General features: G+C 34.7%; 13 protein-coding genes. All 13 read left to right on the top strand.

Annotated features, from left to right (window positions below; all coding sequences use genetic code 11):
* Positions 1 to 4234: Ig-like domain-containing protein (locus tag KO527_RS25250; RefSeq protein ID WP_216043008.1), on the top strand; the 4234-nt coding region annotated here is incomplete at its 5' end.
* A 754-nt stretch (positions 4235 to 4988) separates the two neighbouring features.
* Complete coding sequence (locus KO527_RS25245) at positions 4989 to 6116, top strand: glycosyltransferase (RefSeq protein ID WP_216043007.1); 1128 nt, start codon at positions 4989 to 4991, stop codon at positions 6114 to 6116.
* Between the two features lie 110 nt (positions 6117 to 6226).
* The gene (locus KO527_RS25240; protein WP_216043006.1) at positions 6227 to 6949 is read left to right on the top strand and encodes a glycosyltransferase family 2 protein; all 723 of its coding nucleotides are present in this window, start codon (positions 6227 to 6229) and stop codon (positions 6947 to 6949) included.
* Positions 6942 to 7292, top strand: coding sequence for a DUF2304 domain-containing protein (locus KO527_RS25235; protein WP_216043005.1), 351 nt, complete (start codon positions 6942 to 6944; stop codon positions 7290 to 7292). Before KO527_RS25240 ends, KO527_RS25235 begins: the two co-directional genes overlap by 8 nt.
* Before the next feature lie 31 nt (positions 7293 to 7323).
* On the top strand, positions 7324 to 7779 hold the full coding sequence (locus tag KO527_RS25230) for a type II secretion system protein (RefSeq protein WP_216043004.1): 456 nt from the start codon (positions 7324 to 7326) through the stop codon (positions 7777 to 7779).
* Between the two features lie 3 nt (positions 7780 to 7782).
* On the top strand, positions 7783 to 8235 hold the full coding sequence (locus KO527_RS25225; RefSeq protein WP_216043003.1) for a prepilin-type N-terminal cleavage/methylation domain-containing protein: 453 nt from the start codon (positions 7783 to 7785) through the stop codon (positions 8233 to 8235).
* A gap of 2 nt (positions 8236 to 8237) precedes the next feature.
* On the top strand, positions 8238 to 8921 hold the full coding sequence (locus tag KO527_RS25220) for a type II secretion system protein (RefSeq protein WP_216043002.1): 684 nt from the start codon (positions 8238 to 8240) through the stop codon (positions 8919 to 8921).
* A 2-nt stretch (positions 8922 to 8923) separates the two neighbouring features.
* Positions 8924 to 9823, top strand: coding sequence for a type II secretion system protein GspK (locus KO527_RS25215; RefSeq protein WP_216043001.1), 900 nt, complete (start codon positions 8924 to 8926; stop codon positions 9821 to 9823).
* Positions 9824 to 9847: 24 nt separating this feature from the next.
* Positions 9848 to 11011, top strand: coding sequence for a hypothetical protein (locus KO527_RS25210; RefSeq protein WP_216043000.1), 1164 nt, complete (start codon positions 9848 to 9850; stop codon positions 11009 to 11011).
* Complete coding sequence (locus KO527_RS25205; protein ID WP_216042999.1) at positions 11004 to 11567, top strand: hypothetical protein; 564 nt, start codon at positions 11004 to 11006, stop codon at positions 11565 to 11567. Before KO527_RS25210 ends, KO527_RS25205 begins: the two co-directional genes overlap by 8 nt.
* A 1-nt stretch (position 11568) precedes the next feature.
* Positions 11569 to 12120 (top strand): hypothetical protein, encoded by a 552-nt coding sequence (locus tag KO527_RS25200; RefSeq protein WP_216042998.1) that lies wholly within the window; start codon positions 11569 to 11571, stop codon positions 12118 to 12120.
* Positions 12121 to 12183: 63 nt separating this feature from the next.
* Entirely contained in the window at positions 12184 to 14241 is a 2058-nt protein-coding gene (locus KO527_RS25195) for a secretin N-terminal domain-containing protein (protein ID WP_216042997.1), read from the top strand.
* A gap of 338 nt (positions 14242 to 14579) precedes the next feature.
* On the top strand, positions 14580 to 16016 hold the full coding sequence (locus tag KO527_RS25190) for a hypothetical protein (protein ID WP_216042996.1): 1437 nt from the start codon (positions 14580 to 14582) through the stop codon (positions 16014 to 16016).
* Positions 16017 to 16164: the final 148 nt, after the last annotated feature.

The raw sequence follows: 16164 nt of genomic DNA, 5'->3' as shown, positions 1-16164 counted from the left end.
TCCAAGTGTTGAAATTTCAGGTGACTCAGGTCCAGTTAATTCCGCATTTACAGCAACAATTACGTTTACTGAAGATGTAACAGGTTTTGAGCTATCAGGTATTTCAGCAACAAATGCAGTTTTAAGTGATTTTAATACCACAAGTGCACAAGTTTATACTGCATTAGTTACACCTAGCTCAAATGGGTCTGTGTTGTTAGATATTGCAGCAGATGTTGCAGTTGATAGCGCATCAAATGGTAATGCGGTTGCAGCGCAATATTCAGTTGAGTTTGATGGTGAAAGTCCAAGTGTTGAAATTGCAGGAGATTCAGGTCCAGTTAATTCAGCTTTCACAGCCACTATCACTTTTAGTGAAGACGTCACTGGCTTTGATCTATCAGATATCGTAGCAACAAATGCATCGTTAAGTGACTTTAATGCTACAAGCGCGCAAGTCTATACTGTATTAGCTACACCTAGTTTAAATGGCTCTGTTACTTTAGATATAGCAGCTGATGTTACAACTGATAGCGCATCAAATGGTAATACAGTAGCCACGCAATATTCTGTTGAGTTTGATGATATACAACCAACAGTTGATATTAAAGGGGTATCAGGCCCTATAATGGATGAATTTACTGCTACTATTACGTTTAGTGAAGATATATCAGGCTTTGCATTAAGTAATATTTTAGTCACTGGTGCAACAGTAGAAAACTTGGTCGCTATTTCGTCTAATAAATTTACAGTACACGTGACCCCAAGAGTACACGGGTTAATTACTTTAGATATCGCTGTAGATTCCGTTATTGATAATGCCGGTAATGGAAATATAGCGGCGAGCCAATATGAAGTTGAGTTTGATGCTATAAATCCCGAAGTAGAAATAACAGGTGCTTCAGGGGTTGTGAATGCCGGTTTTACTGCAAACATTAACTTTAGTGAATTAGTGATTAATTTCACTTCATCAGATATTTCAGTTGATAATGCAACCTTAAGTAATTTTATAGCACATGATGGTAAAAGTTATAGTGTATTTGTTACACCAATTTTAAGCGGAGCAGTTACTGTAAATATTGCGAGTAATGTTACAACTGATAATGCCGGAAATGCTAATAAAGCTTCAAATCAATATAGCGTAACTTATGATAATGACATTCCTCTATTGATATCTTCTAATCCAGAGTCGGGAGATGGAAATGTAGCTGAATCAATTAATGTGAGCTTTACATTCAACGAAGATGTTGCAGCCGTTTCAGGTAGTGATAAGCGCATACAACTATTTAAACAAGGCGATTCTGTAGCGGTTAAATCGTTTATAGCTTCTGGTGCTGATGTGAGTGTAAATAGTGCTAAGGTTAACTTAGTGTCTGCAATATCATTGGAGTCTGGCGTTGCTTATACTATTAGGGTATCAAGTGGTGCGTTCAGCGATGATTTAGGCAATCCAACGAATGCAATATCAATTAATTTTACAGTTAATAATAGTGCGCCTATTGCGAATAACGACACGGCAAAAGTAAATGAAAATAGCTCAGTGACTATTGATATTCTAGCTAACGATTCTGATGAAAATGAAAACTTAGACTCAACAAGTGTAGTTATTACATCTGATGTTGCTAATGGTTTAACAGAGATTGATGCAGCTTCAGGTAAGGTAACTTATACCCCTAACGAAAACTTTGTAGGTACGGATAGTTTTAGCTATAAAGTAAGTGATTTAGTTGGTGACTACTCTAATGTGGCTATAGTTTCAATTACCGTTGAAAACCTAAATGATGCACCTATTGCGACAGATGATAGTGCGCAAAGCAATGAGGATGAAGCCGTTATAATCGATGTATTACTAAATGATACAGATATCGATGGCGCTGATGATATAGATAAAAGCTCTATTAAAATCATCGAAACAGCTAAAAATTCAACGGTTTCAGTTACTAACGGTAAGGTGAGCTTTACACCTAGGGAAAACTTCTTTGGAACTGATAGCTTTACTTACACCGTAAATGATAAAGCAGGATTAACGTCTAATACCGCAACCGTATCGGTCACAATTAGTAGTGTAAATGATGCACCTTCATTCACTAGTAGTGCAAATGTAAATACACAGGTATTAACTCAATATACTTATAAAATGCTAGCAGAAGATGTTGATGGTGATTCACTAGAGTTTAATGTAATTGAGACACCCACTTGGTTGGAGTTTGATAGTGTAGATACCTTATCAGGTACACCTAGCGAGAGTGAGTTAGATCAAGAATTTAATGTCATTGTTTCGGTAACCGATTCTATAGTTGAGCAGGTAGTCACTCAGTCGTTTACTTTAACAGTGAATCAAGTAGGTGAAACTAATTTAGCTTTATCACAAGTTTCAAGTGCCAACCCCGCGTTAGTTGGAACTAATATTGATTTAACTTATGGCATTACAAATACGGGACCAGCAACTGCATTTTTAGATCAGTTAACTATTGAGCTAATCGGTTCTAGTGGTGTTATTTCAGCGCCAGAAAGTTGTGCTGTTGAAGTTATTGATACTAAAGATACCATAACCTGTAGCTTACCTGAGGAATTAGCAATTGATGAGGTGATAGAGTTTGTATTGCAAATACCTATCAATGAGTTAGGCGAAGGTGAAGTAATCAGTAACATGAGTATTACTCAGCAGAGTATTGATAATGTATTGACAGATTCTTTAACTGTATTTGTATCTGAAGAAGTGGAAGATGAAAATGGTGATTTATTAGAGCCATCAAGCACTGCTGAAAATGCATTTGGTGATTTAAATAATGATGGTTTAGCTGATTTAGTGATTGTAAACCGAAATAATGAAGCTAATAAAATATTATTTAATAAAGGTGCTGGTGTATTTGAGCCAGAACAATTATTTGGAGAGGGAAGCGATAGTAGAGCTGTTGTACTCGCTGATTTTAATAATGACGGTTTCTTAGATATTTCGGTTGCAAATGCAGGGCAAACAGTAAGTGGATATTACTTAAATGATGGAACCGGGCATTTTGATAGCATTATTGAATTAGGTCAAATGAGAAGTTCCTCAATAGCTGCTGCTGATTTTAATGATGATGGATTGATTGACCTTGTTTTTGGTAATGGTAAAGATGTTGGCAATAAAGTGTTTTTACAGCCATTTACTTTACAGCAAAGTTACTCAGCTAAAAACTCTGTTAGTGAGCTAGAGGTTAATGACAATAATACTGATGAAACTTTTAATGCAACAGCTGTGACTACGGGTGACTTTAACGGTGATAATTTAATTGATATCGCATTTGGTTATGAATCATCAGCTCTCGAAATTATGTTTAACACTGGTTCAGGTGCCTTTAATAGTGAATTTTTTGAATCTATCTCAAATGTAAATATGTTAGAAGTTGCTGATATTAATTTGGATGGTATAGACGACATATTCATTAGTTATGCTTCTGGAAATGGAGTGTTATTTGGGGGCGATTCATTAGGTGACCTTGTTATGATCTCAAATACAGCAGCAAATGATATAGGCATAGCGGATATCAATGCTGATGATATTCTGGACATTTTATTAGTGAATAACCCTGGCGGTATAACAATATATAATTTAGTTGAAAATAATACATTCGAACGCAATGGTACTGTAATAAGTACATCTGATAGTGATGGCTTAGGTTTAGCAGATATAGATGGTGATGGTGATATAGATATTATTATTACTAGTGAAGATAGCAATGTTTCAGATGAAGTGAGATTCAACCAAGGTAATGGCGATTTTGGCGCACAAACGGTTAATTTAAATGTGGCGCTTTCAACTTTAAATACAGCAACAGTTGGTGATGCTTATCAATCGACTTTAGTTATGAGTAATACTGGTTTCGTAACGGCTAATAATGTTGTAATAAATTACACTATTGCTAATGGTACTTTAGTTTCTATTGACGAAAGCTTATTAAATTGTGAGTTAGCTTCGGCTACACAGATTAAATGTACTTTAACTGAGTTAAAAGTTGATGATGAAATTACAGTAGCTGTTAATGTTGAAGCAACGAGTGTTGGGCAAAGTGAGCATCAAGTTAGCATATCATCAGAAAATGTTGATGATGACTTATCAAATAACCACAGTAGTTCACAAGTGACAGTAAATGCAGTTGTTGAACCGCCAATCGTAGAGCCTCCGACTAAGAAAAAAAGCGGTGGTCCAATTAATTTAATAATAATGTTTATGTTGTTAACTTTTATATATAGAAGAAGACAAATTAGATAGTTGGCTCAAATCAGAATTTTAAAAAGGCGCTTATCATAAGTGCCTTTTTTGTAGGATCGAATTTGCTTACAGGGATGTAAGTAGTAGAACAATGCAGGGAGCAATTGTCGATAAGTCGCGCTAGGGTTGGTCACACAATCAAAAATCAAAGCGCAGATAAATCAGCCTACAGGTTGAGGTATTTTAAAAGGATCTCCGATAAAATACCTCGGAGATGACGAATATTAGAATTGTGTTTAATTCGTAGGCTCGAATTTATGCGCGCTATATGGATGTTATTTTTTAGGAGGGCTTTAGCCTTTCAATGGTAAAAAAGTACGACTGAAGTCGAACCTACAATGTATTTTCGCTAGGGTTGGTTACATAATCAAAACCAAAGCGCAGATAAATCAGCGCCTACAGGTTGGGATTGGTGTTGAATTAGTGGGCTCGAATTTGCTTGCAGGGATGTAAGTAGAGAACAATGTAGGGAGCAATTGTCGATAAGTTGAGCTAGAGTTGGATGTTATTTTGTAGGAGAGGCTTTAGCTTTTCAATGATAAAAAAGTACGACTGAAGACGAACCTACAATGTGTTTTCGCTTGGGTTAGTCACATAATCGAAACCAAAGCGCAGATAAATCAGCGCCTACAGATTGGGGTTCGGTGTTGAAATTATAGGCTCGAATTTAGTGTGCTTGTTTTTATATATCAAATTAATTTGATATATAAATGTTAAAAAATTATCATACCACTTTTATTACACTTTGAAGAATATGATTAACGTTTTACATATTGGTAAGTATTACTCTCCATTTCATGGTGGAATTGAAAATTACACAAAAGACTTAGTTGAAAGCGATGTTTATCAGAGTGAAGTGAACGCTTCCTTATTGGTTCATCAGCACTTAAATAATAAAAAAACGCAAAATGAAACGATTAAAAATGTAAAAGTAAATCGAATAAAAAAGTGGTTCACGCTTCTTTACTCTCCAATATCCCCAAGTTTTATTAAAGAATTAAACCGGACGATTAAAACCCAAAATCCAGATGTTTTACATATTCACATGCCAAACTTATCTGCATTTTTTTGTTTATTTAGTGCTCGAGCAAGAAGTATTCCTTGGGTAATTCATTGGCATTCAGATGTCTTGGGTGCTGTACCTGATTGGCGCATTAAAATTGCTTATAAAGGGTATAAAATATTTGAGCGGCTATTACTAAAAAAGTCAGCTGCAATTATTGCCACATCACCAAATTATTTAGAGAGTAGTAAACCTTTATCTGATTTTAAGAATAAGTCTTATGTTGTACCTTTAGGTTTATCTAAAGTGGTGACCGCAGCTCCAGTTGTTAAAAACAATCCAAAGCTTTCTTTATTGATTGTTGGTCGATTAACTTACTATAAAGGGCATAAGTACTTATTACACGCGATGGCTAATTTACCAAACGTAGAGTTAAATATAATTGGTGTCGGTGAGTTAGAGGTAAATTTAAAACAATTGGTTTTACAGTTTGAGTTAACCGATCGTGTAAACTTCCTGGGAAGTGTGGATGATAATACTTTAAATAATCGTATTTTAAATTGTGACTTACTTTGTTTACCTTCAATTGAAAAAACAGAAGCATTTGGTTTGGTATTACTTGAGGCTGCAAGGCTATCAAAACCAGCTCTAGTCACAAGTGTTGAGGGGAGTGGTATGTCTTGGGTTGTTCAAGACCAAGTAACAGGTATTGTTATTGAACCTCATTCCTCTTGTGCTTTATATGATGCCCTTAATTTTGCGCAAAAAAACAAAGAGCTATTAATTAATTTCGGAAAAGCAGCGAATACGCGTTTTAATTCTGATTTCAGTATTGCTAAAACAGCGAAAAAAATACTTGATGTGTATCGCAATATTTAAAATGAATAGACTTTAAGCCTAAAGCTTAGTTAACTTAAAAATGAATAACTCGAAGTTTCCTTGTAATTCTCGTATAATGCTTTTCAACTTAATATAGGCATTTTAATAATTTGAAAAATAGCGATATTTGTATCGTCATGCCAGCTATGAATGAATCTTTAACAATTTCAGATGTTGTATCTTGCGTTGTTAAATTAGGTTATACAATCATAGTTGTTGATGATGCGAGTAATGATAATACAGTTAACCTAGCAAAAAGAGCTGGTGCAATTGTTTTAAGCAACATACAAAACTTAGGTGCATGGAAGGCAACTCAAGCAGGGCTTAGGTATGCCTATAAACTTGGTTTTGAAGTTGTTGTTACTATGGATGCCGATGGTCAGCATGATGCTGCTAATATCCAATTATTAGTTGCGCAATATAAAAAAGGTGCTGATGTAATTGTTGGTAATTGCACTAGCCGAGGCAGTACAGGTAGGCATATTGCTTGGCGATTTTTTAAAACGCTCAATCGTTTAGATGTAAATGATATTACCTCTGGCTTTCGCCTATATAATAAAAAAGCTTTAACTTGTTTAATTTCAAAACAAGCCACTATGTTTGAATATCAATGTATTGGCGTATTACTTATGCTGCGAAATATGCAGTTAAAGGTTGTTGAAGCCTCTGTCCCTATGAGTGAACGAGAAACTGGCATATCTCGAATATTTTATTCATGGAGAGCTGTAACTTACTATTTAATTTATAGTGGCTTTTTATCAGTTGCTAAAGCATTTCCAACAAAAAAAGAAAAATATATAAATAGAATTACAAGGCTGCATAACATTGACTAATCCACAAATCGTTTCTTCTATTATTGGCGTTGTTTTAGCTGTCACAATTTATTTATTGGTTAGACGAGATCACTTAGCACCACGTCAAGCAATTCGCTGGTCTTTTGTGGCATTAATAGTTTTGTTTTTAGGTACTTTCCCTATTGTTGTAGACTGGCTAGGACATGCTGTAGGTATATCCTATCCACCAATAATACCTTTAATAATAGGATTGGGTGCTGCGCTTATTAAAATTTTATTAATGGATATTGAGCGTAATAAGATGAATGTAACCCAAGATCGAATCATACAAAAGTTAGCTATGCTTGAGGCTGAAATTGAATCAGTTAAAACTAAAAGCTGATTTATATTTTAGCGAGTAAAGGAATACCTTTGTGAAAAAACAAACTGGTTTTACTTTAATTGAACTCATGGTTGTGATGTCTATTGTTGCTTTACTTATGGGCATGGTTGGCTCATTGGCTATTAACAGTGTTGATAAAGCAAAGGCTAAAGAAGAGTTATTAACAGTACAAAATTGGTTAAAAAAGCTTTCATCTCGCGCTTATTTCACAGGCCAAGCGCATAATCTTGTTTTTTCAGGCAAGCAAGCTTCTCTTTATACTGAACTAAATTCTGCAACACCGCTTAAAGTGGTTAAATTTGAATTTTTATTTTTTCAACCGCAAACATTGTTTTTTAATGGTAATGGCTTTGTAACACCCACTTCGTTGCATACTAGCTATCGTAATCAAACTGTAAGTTATAACTTAACTGATTGGGTGAATGGTGAAATAAATACCAATGAAGCAGAACATACTCCCGTACTTACATTTTCAGTGGCTGATTAATAAATGAAAGCAGCTAATCAAAAAATAAAAAAATCATCTCAAACTGGTTTTACATTAATTGAAGTTTTAATTGCTACGGTTATTTTGTTTGCGTCTATTGCTATGGTATCTATGGTTTACCGTGGTGCATTTCTTAGTAGTGAAAAAGCCAATGCACATATTATGATTAATGGTGTATTACCTGCCGTATTATCAACTATTCAAGCTGATATAAAAGAGCTTGGTACCACAGGTCAAACTAGCATCACACAAAAAGCTAAAATATGGGATGTAGATTACAATTGGCAGGCTAATATAGTGCAAAGTAAAAAGGCACCTAAAAAGTTAGATATAGACAGCGGTAAATTTGTTCACTCAAAAAAAGAATATCAGTTATGGCAGGTCAATTTAACATTTAGCTACAAAACAACACAAAAACAATATCAATTTAGTGAGTTAAGCTGGAGGCTATATTAATTATGTTATCTCAAAAAAATAGGTCTGGTTTTACACTTGTTGAATTACTGATCGCTATTACTATTGTAAGTTTATTGTTATTTACGGGCTCTTACAGTTACAGCATTATTTCAGAACGCTGGAATAAACAACTTGGGCAATTTAACGTTAATTTAGAGCACAGCAAAAAGTTAGCTTTATTACAAAGAGTACTAGAAGGTATTCACCCTCATGTTATTGTTGATAGTAAACAGTCACCTTCATTCTTTTTTATTGGTGCAACCGACAGCTTATTAGCGGTCTCTCGCAGTGGTTTTTATAGCCGAACTTCAGGGGAGATCTTTCGTTTAGAAAGTCTAGCAAACGAAAATGGCAGTTTTGATTTAATTTACCAGGCAAGCTTAAGCGATAACTTGTTACTTAAAGGCACAGATCAAAACATTACCTTTGATACAACCCAAACCCTATTTCAAAATTTAGATAAAGTAGAATTTAGTTATTACGGCTGGGCGAGTTTAAATGCTAAAAGTGCATCAACTACGAATTTAGAATCTTGGTATACTAGTTATTCTGGGATCGACCGTCGCTATACGCCTAGTAAATTTGAGCTAGTGCTAACACAGCAAGATAAAACCTATCGTGTGAGCATTGCCTTAGAGCAAGAAGTATCTCATTGGCTCTCTCCTTATATTAATTCAGACTCATAATCATGAAATTTAATCAGCAAGGTGTTGCACTAATTCAGGTATTGTTAATTACAGCCATTATGACTGTATTAGCTTTATACTTGTCAAATACAGCCAAAGAACAAGTTGCTATTGCACAACTTTCAAATGATAAAGCTCAAGGGCAAGTTAATATTCAAGGCGCGCAAGCTGAAGTTTTATTTGCATTATTTACCGAAAAAAAACAGCTCACGTCACGTTTAACTAACGATACAAGTAATAGCGAAATAAAAAAAATGTGGAATTTTCATGATGAAATTTTTACATTGCCTTCGGGAGTGCAAGTTAAAATCCAAGATCAGTCTGGTTTACTCAATGCGCACTACCTTGAAAGAGATCTGATTAAAAAATTATTAGAATATCAAGGGCAGTCATCTTCACAAGCCGACACCATGATAGATAGCTTGTTAGATTGGCAAGATATTGATAATATTAAGCGCGCTAATGGTGCTGAATTTTCTCAATACGGTACTTTAGATCGCATACGTAATGGCATGGTGCCAGATATTAGCGATTTTAAATATGTTAAAGATATGACGCCAGAGTTACTTGATATATTACTCGAAAATACAACAATGTTTCGTAAGGGGAATTTTAACCCTATGAACTCACCACAAACCTTGTTGAATGCGTTAGTGGGTAAGACAACAGCAGAGCGTGTATTAAGTGAAAGGTCAGATAAAACCTTAACTAGAAGAAGATTTAAAGAAATAACTGGATTAGATGAAAACGAGGAGATGTTTTTTGCAACTTCTAATTATTTATCAATGGAGCTGATTAATATTATTGGGCAGTCACGAGCAAAACGCAGACTAACCTTTGACCTTCAGCCTTATGCTGAGCAAGATCAGCCACCTATAAATATTCTATCCAATCGTGATTAATAACTAAGAAGATGCAGTAACTTAATGAATTTAACAGATAAAACAGAAGCTTTACCAGCTGCTTACAAAAAACTTATTTGTTCTTCAGTAAGTTATTTTGATGGTCAGCATAATCGCTTTATTGCTAACGATCAAAACAGCCTTGAACTATCTGCTTCAGAAGCAGTTGAGCAATCGAGTTTAGTTACTATTATCTCACGAAAATATTACAGTGAAAAAGTTAATAAATATCCGATAGACGATAAAGCCGAACTTACAAAACTGCTCAAATTAGAGTTTCAAGACCAACCAAAAACATTTTTTCATATCATGCAAATACAAGACGGCAATGCCCTCGTAAATGTATGGCAGTTTTCAGAACAATGCCCAGAGAGCTTGGTATGTATTCCTGAAAGTTTATTAGTTGGTTTACTATTATCGCCGCAATCTACAGCTGAAATTCAGTGTCAACCCGCTTTATATATCGCATCAAGCAATAATACAGTTCACTCATCGCTTGCATCACCAATTATTAATAGCATAAATAAGTTTGCGATGTCAGTGGGTGTTGCTCAGCAAGCAGATGCAATACAAATAAAACCAAGTGATTTAGCGAGTGTTTTAGCGTGTGGCCTTAAAAAGTTAAATCTTAATCAAGTGATGTCATTGGTTGAAAAGCCAAATAACGATAAATTACTCAATATTCTTAAAAAGCTGCTAATCCCTTTTTCTGTTGTTTTTGCAAGTTATATGGCGATAGCCAGTGGGTATTTAGTTTATCAAGAAGCCGATTTAAAAAAGCAGTTAGCAAGTCATAACGAAAGTGTTGATAGCGCTTTAAACGTGCAGCAAAATGTAGATCAACAATTACAACAATTTACAGCAATTGCCGATTTATTAGAGGGCAAACAAGCAACGTCAGCATTATGGTTAGTTGTGCATGATTTTTTTGATAAAGTAAAATTCACTAATATTCGCATGGTGAACGGTCGTACTGTATTGCGTGGCTCTACAACTAAAGCCACATTACTATTAGAGCAATTAAGCAAAATACCCTATCTTGAAGATGCTAAATTTGATTACCCAACTCGCTCACGTAAAGATATAGATGTATTTGTTATTAGCTTTAATTTGAATTTAGCAAAACTAAAATTAGCACAAAATAAAAATATTCAGCAAGCAGCTGTTAAGGAACAAAAAAATGGCTGAGCTAAAACAATATAAATTTTTATTAAGTTTAGTTGCACTATTAATACTGGCTAAATTTATAATCGTGCCTATTTATGATTGGCAAGAAGCAAAACAAACAAATATTAACCAGTTAAATAAAAAACTAACCAAAATTAACTCAGTAATTTCGGGTCAATCCTCAAATAGTGATTTATTAGCTAAGCTACAAACCAATACTGCAGTTGCATCTAAGTTGTTTTATGTTTTTTCGCCTGAGGCACAGTTTAAAATATCTCAGCAAAAACATATTGAAACCATGCTAGAAAAATATTCTATTAGAGTAAGTAATTTTGGTTGGCAGCCAGTTAATAAGTTAGAGCAACTTAATGCACTGCATTACCAAGCAAAATTACGTTTTACAGGCTCTACAGTTAACTTAATTAAAGCGATGACCTTTTTAGAGTCTCAAGAACCTTATCACGAAATCTCTGAATTCAATTATAAAATAAAAAGGCAATCTGCAACTAATCTAGGCACTATGGATGCACGAGTGACTTTATCTTTTTATGTGAAAAATACACAGGCTGGGGTGTAAAGTGAATTTAGTTTCTTTTGTAAAAAGTAAAACAGTACAAGTCGCCTTTGTCTTATCAATTATATGGGTATTATTTGATAGCAGCCGATACGCTTTAAATAATGATATAATGCAAGCAAGTAACATAAACGATACTCAAGTTGCAATATTGGCTGCACCACAATTAACTCAAAACTTTAATAGTGATCTAAATGCACGTTATAAAAACTTTTTTGTTAAGCCAAAGCCAAAGCCAAAGCCAAAGCCTAAAACGACTAAACCTAAAAAAGTAGTGCCAAAACGGCCAAGTGATCAAGAGGGCGATCAGTTAGTACTTTTTACTAAAAACCATCAATTAAAATTACGTGCCATTATCACGCAGCAAAATCAAGAATACGCATTAATAGAAGTATTAGACGAAAAAACCAAGACAAAAAAGGTTACAAAGTTTATTAATCAAAGCGATATTTATGGTTATAAACTCAATATAATTCACAATACAAAAATTGATTTGCATAGTTTAGAGAGCAAACGCATTGTCAGTTTAATGATGTATCAACGCAATAAAAAATAAATTAGCCATTAATACGCATTTTGCATGCAATACTAATCGCCAAGATAAACACAGAGACAAGTAATGACACTTAAAAAAATATTCACAATTAATTCTATCATGCTGGTGTTGTTATCTGGCTGTTCAACAAGTTTTCCGACATCGGTTAAAGCCCCAGACTCATATTTATCAAATAAAAATGTATCAGTAACCTTAGATGGCATTGAAGTCGATAAACAAAAAATAAATCAACAAAACACACCCGCTAAAGCGAATGTAGAAAGCATTACACCTTTATCAATTAATGAAGAGAAAAAAGAAAAAAAGGTAGACCTAACACGTCAATTTAGCAAAAACAAGCTAGTGCAACTTACAGCCGATGACTTATCACTAAAAGATTATTTACATTACGTATTTGGCGAGTTATTAGGTGTAAATTACATATTAGGCCAAGATGTAAAAGCCGATAATAAAGTGGTTAGTTTAAATATTCAAAATAAAATCAGTGAACAAAAGCTGTTTTCTTTAAGCGAGCAAGTATTAGAAGACCGTAGCTTTGTAATAAGAATGCAAGATGGTATTTATTACATACATAAAAGCAAAGAAGGTAATGCGGTAGGCAATATTATTTATGGTTATGGTAATAAATTAAAAGATATTCCAAATACATCAGGCACCATAGTGCAATTAGTACCATTTCACTTTGGCATGCAAACAAGCTTAGCAAGCAACCTTAAAAAAATAGTTAATATTGGCATAACACCAGACTTTGAGCGCAACGCAATTATTTTAAAAGGTAAACGCAAAGAAATTATAAAAGCATTAGAGTTTATTACTTTAATGGATCAGCCAAAATTAAAAGATCGCAGAATTTCAATTTATCAAGGTCAATATGTCTCTACCGATGACTTAGTTAGCAGATTACCACTATTGTTAAAGCAAGAAGGCATATCTGTTGATGTTAAAGGCCTAGCAGATAAAGCGGTGGCTATTGTGCCGCTTGAGCGCATTGGTAGCATAGTATTGTTTGCCAATAACCAACAAGTAATCGACCGCGTAGTATTTTGGGCTAATAAGTTAGATCAGCCACCATCGGGTAATCAGTTACAGTACTTTATATATCCGCCTAAATTTGCCCGAGCTACCGACTTAGGCGAAAGTTTGCAAACATTAATAGGTGGTTCAAGTGTATCTGCGTCAATTTCTAGCAGTACATCGGCGGCATCACAAAATACTCGTACACGTAATACGCCTAATACTAATAAGTCAGCCAGTATTACAGCCAGTAATAATGATATGAAATTAGTAGTAGACGAGCGAACAAACTCGTTAATTTTTCATACAACAGGCGACAAATACCAACAAATACTGCCTTTAATTAAACGTTTAGATGTTATGCCTAAACAAGTATTACTTGAAGTGATGATAGCTGAGGTAAAATTGACTGATGCCTATAAACAAGGAGTTGACTTTGTTTTAACTAACCAAGGTGATGCCAAAGAGGTTGGTGGCTTTAATTTATCGGGCGGCAGTGCAGGGTTAACTTATTTATTGTCGGGTAGTAAAGGTAGTTTAACATTTAATTTGTTACAAACTAATACAAATGTAAACGTATTATCTCGTCCTTCATTGTTAGTACGCGATGGTGTGCAAGCAAATATTACTGTGGGTGATGATATTCCTACGGTTGGTGAAATCATTACAGATCCGGTAAACGGCGCAAAAAGCTCAGTAGTTTATCGTAAAACAGGGGTTGATTTAAAAGTTAAACCAACAATCAACGCCCGTGGTGTAGTAATTATGGAGATAGACCAAAGTATTAGTAACCAAGCAACCGGCGATGACTCAGTTGCAGGTTCACCAATTATATTTGAGCGTAGTATCAGTACAGAAGTCGTCGCAGAAAGCGGGCAAACAATTGTTTTAGGTGGCTTAATCAGTGAAAACCGTACATTAACTGATACCAGCGTACCATTTTTTTCTAGCTTGCCTATTTTAGGTAAGTTATTTGACTCAACTAACGACAATAAAGATAAAACAGAACTCGTCGTATTAGTGACACCAAAAATAATAGAATCAACTGATGAGTGGGATGAAATTAAAGCAAAATTTGCAGCAGGTTTAACCCAAGTCAAACTTTAGTAAAAAAGTAATAAATTAATCTTATAATTTAACTGTTTAAACTTGTATTTAGTTTAAATATTGGTTACCTTTCAAACGGAATTAATAAAAATAAACGTTAATATTGAATATTTGTTAAGTTTTAGGCTAAAAGTAATGAGAATTACTTTTAGTCATAGCTAATAATGTTTGACAATATTAGGGGTTATTGCTTAATATTAGTTCTTGTTTGAAGTCGCTTAGGCGACGGCCTAAGTGTTAATACAAAAGTGTTAATGCCCTAAGCGCAAATTAACATAAAATAAAATCTTGAGTATTTGGAATAATACTTCAAGTTTCATGAAACAAAGGAAATAAAAATGTTTAAAAAAACACTACTAGCTCTAGCTGTAGCTGCAACGTCTACAACTGCTCTAGCTGCTGATATTAAAACTGAAACTGCTTCAAAAGTTATCTCTTTAGAGGGTTCAGCTTCTTTATCTACTGTTAAAGCAAGCAAAATTGAAGTTGCTTTAGGTGCAGAATACACTGTTGGTGATATTCTTAAGTTTAACTTCTCTGGTGCTGATTTAGATGCAGATAGTGCACCGATCTCAATCGAAGCAACTATGCCTAATACTAACGATACGTTAGTACTTGGTAAATTAGGTGCTGAAGCAGGTGTTGCAACTTACCGTGTTACTGAATTATCTTACTCAGACGCTGCTGCTGATCTTACTGTTGCTGATACTACAGTAAAAGCTACAGTTGCTTTTGAAGATTCAGCTTCTACAGCTTTAGAATTTACTGCTAAATCAGTACTAGCTAGCGGTAACGCTACAGTTACTTATTCTGCAGAAACTTCAACTGGTTTCGAAATCGATAATGGCGGTTCTAAACTTACAGCTACTATCTTTACTACTGGTTCACAGTTCTCAGGTTCTGTATCTGATAAATTTGATGCTGTTATCAATGTAAATGAACAGCGTTTATCTTTTGTTGAAGCGAATGCTACAATAGTTACAGATACAGTAACTCTTACTCCTAAAAATGCTACTTCAACTGGTACTGGTTCATCATTAGTTAATTACGTTTACATTGCAACTCCAACTCTTTACACTTACACTGTAAATGGTTCTTTTGGTTTCTTAGATACTGATAGCACTAAAGATGGTGTTCAAACTACTAAAGTAACAGCTACAGCTGGCGGTTCTTCAATCGCAGTTAAATCTGTATCTGAAACTGCAATTGTTGTAGAGCATGCTGATACAGAAGCAGTTACTGTTTCTATCAACATTTCTGATAAAGATGGTCTTAAATCAGATATGGCATTAGCAACTCAATCTTTCACTGCTGACGCTGTTGTTGCATACACAGATCACGGTACTAAAGAAGATGGTTCAGGTACTTCAACTAAAGCAACTAAAACAATTGTTTCTGGTGCTGATGCTGGTGAATGGACTCTTAACGGCGCAAACGTTATGATCCCTTACATGCCTTTCGGTGATAACACTGCTGTAATCATGCGTGCTACTAACGTTGGTACTCAAACTGGTGACCTTACAGTTCGTTACATGCTTGAAGGTGTTGATACAGCATGGAATACAATTGAAGTTGCTGTTTCTACTATCACTCCAGGTGTTAATAACATCCGTGATGCAGTAATGGACGCTATCAAATCTGACGCTGGTGTTACTTCAGGTAAAGTTGCTATCGACCTTACTGTAAACGCTCCTGCAGATGACATCAAAGTATACGCAGCATACAAAGTTGTAACTGAGCAAGATCGTGGTTTCGTTGGTATCTTCGGCGGTTAGTAAACCATTTTTAATGACATAATCTTTTGATTATTGATTTGATATGAAAAAAGCGAGCTTAGGCTCGCTTTTTTATTGGAAAAATTTAAGTAAATATCTTGTAAGTTTGAATTCACCTCCGTTGTAGGCTCGGTTTCAAGCGCGCTTT

It is taken from the genome of Pseudoalteromonas sp. C2R02 (assembly GCF_018860845.1).
Lineage (GTDB): Bacteria > Pseudomonadota > Gammaproteobacteria > Enterobacterales > Alteromonadaceae > Pseudoalteromonas.
This window is presented reverse-complemented; position numbering and strand designations above follow the sequence as displayed.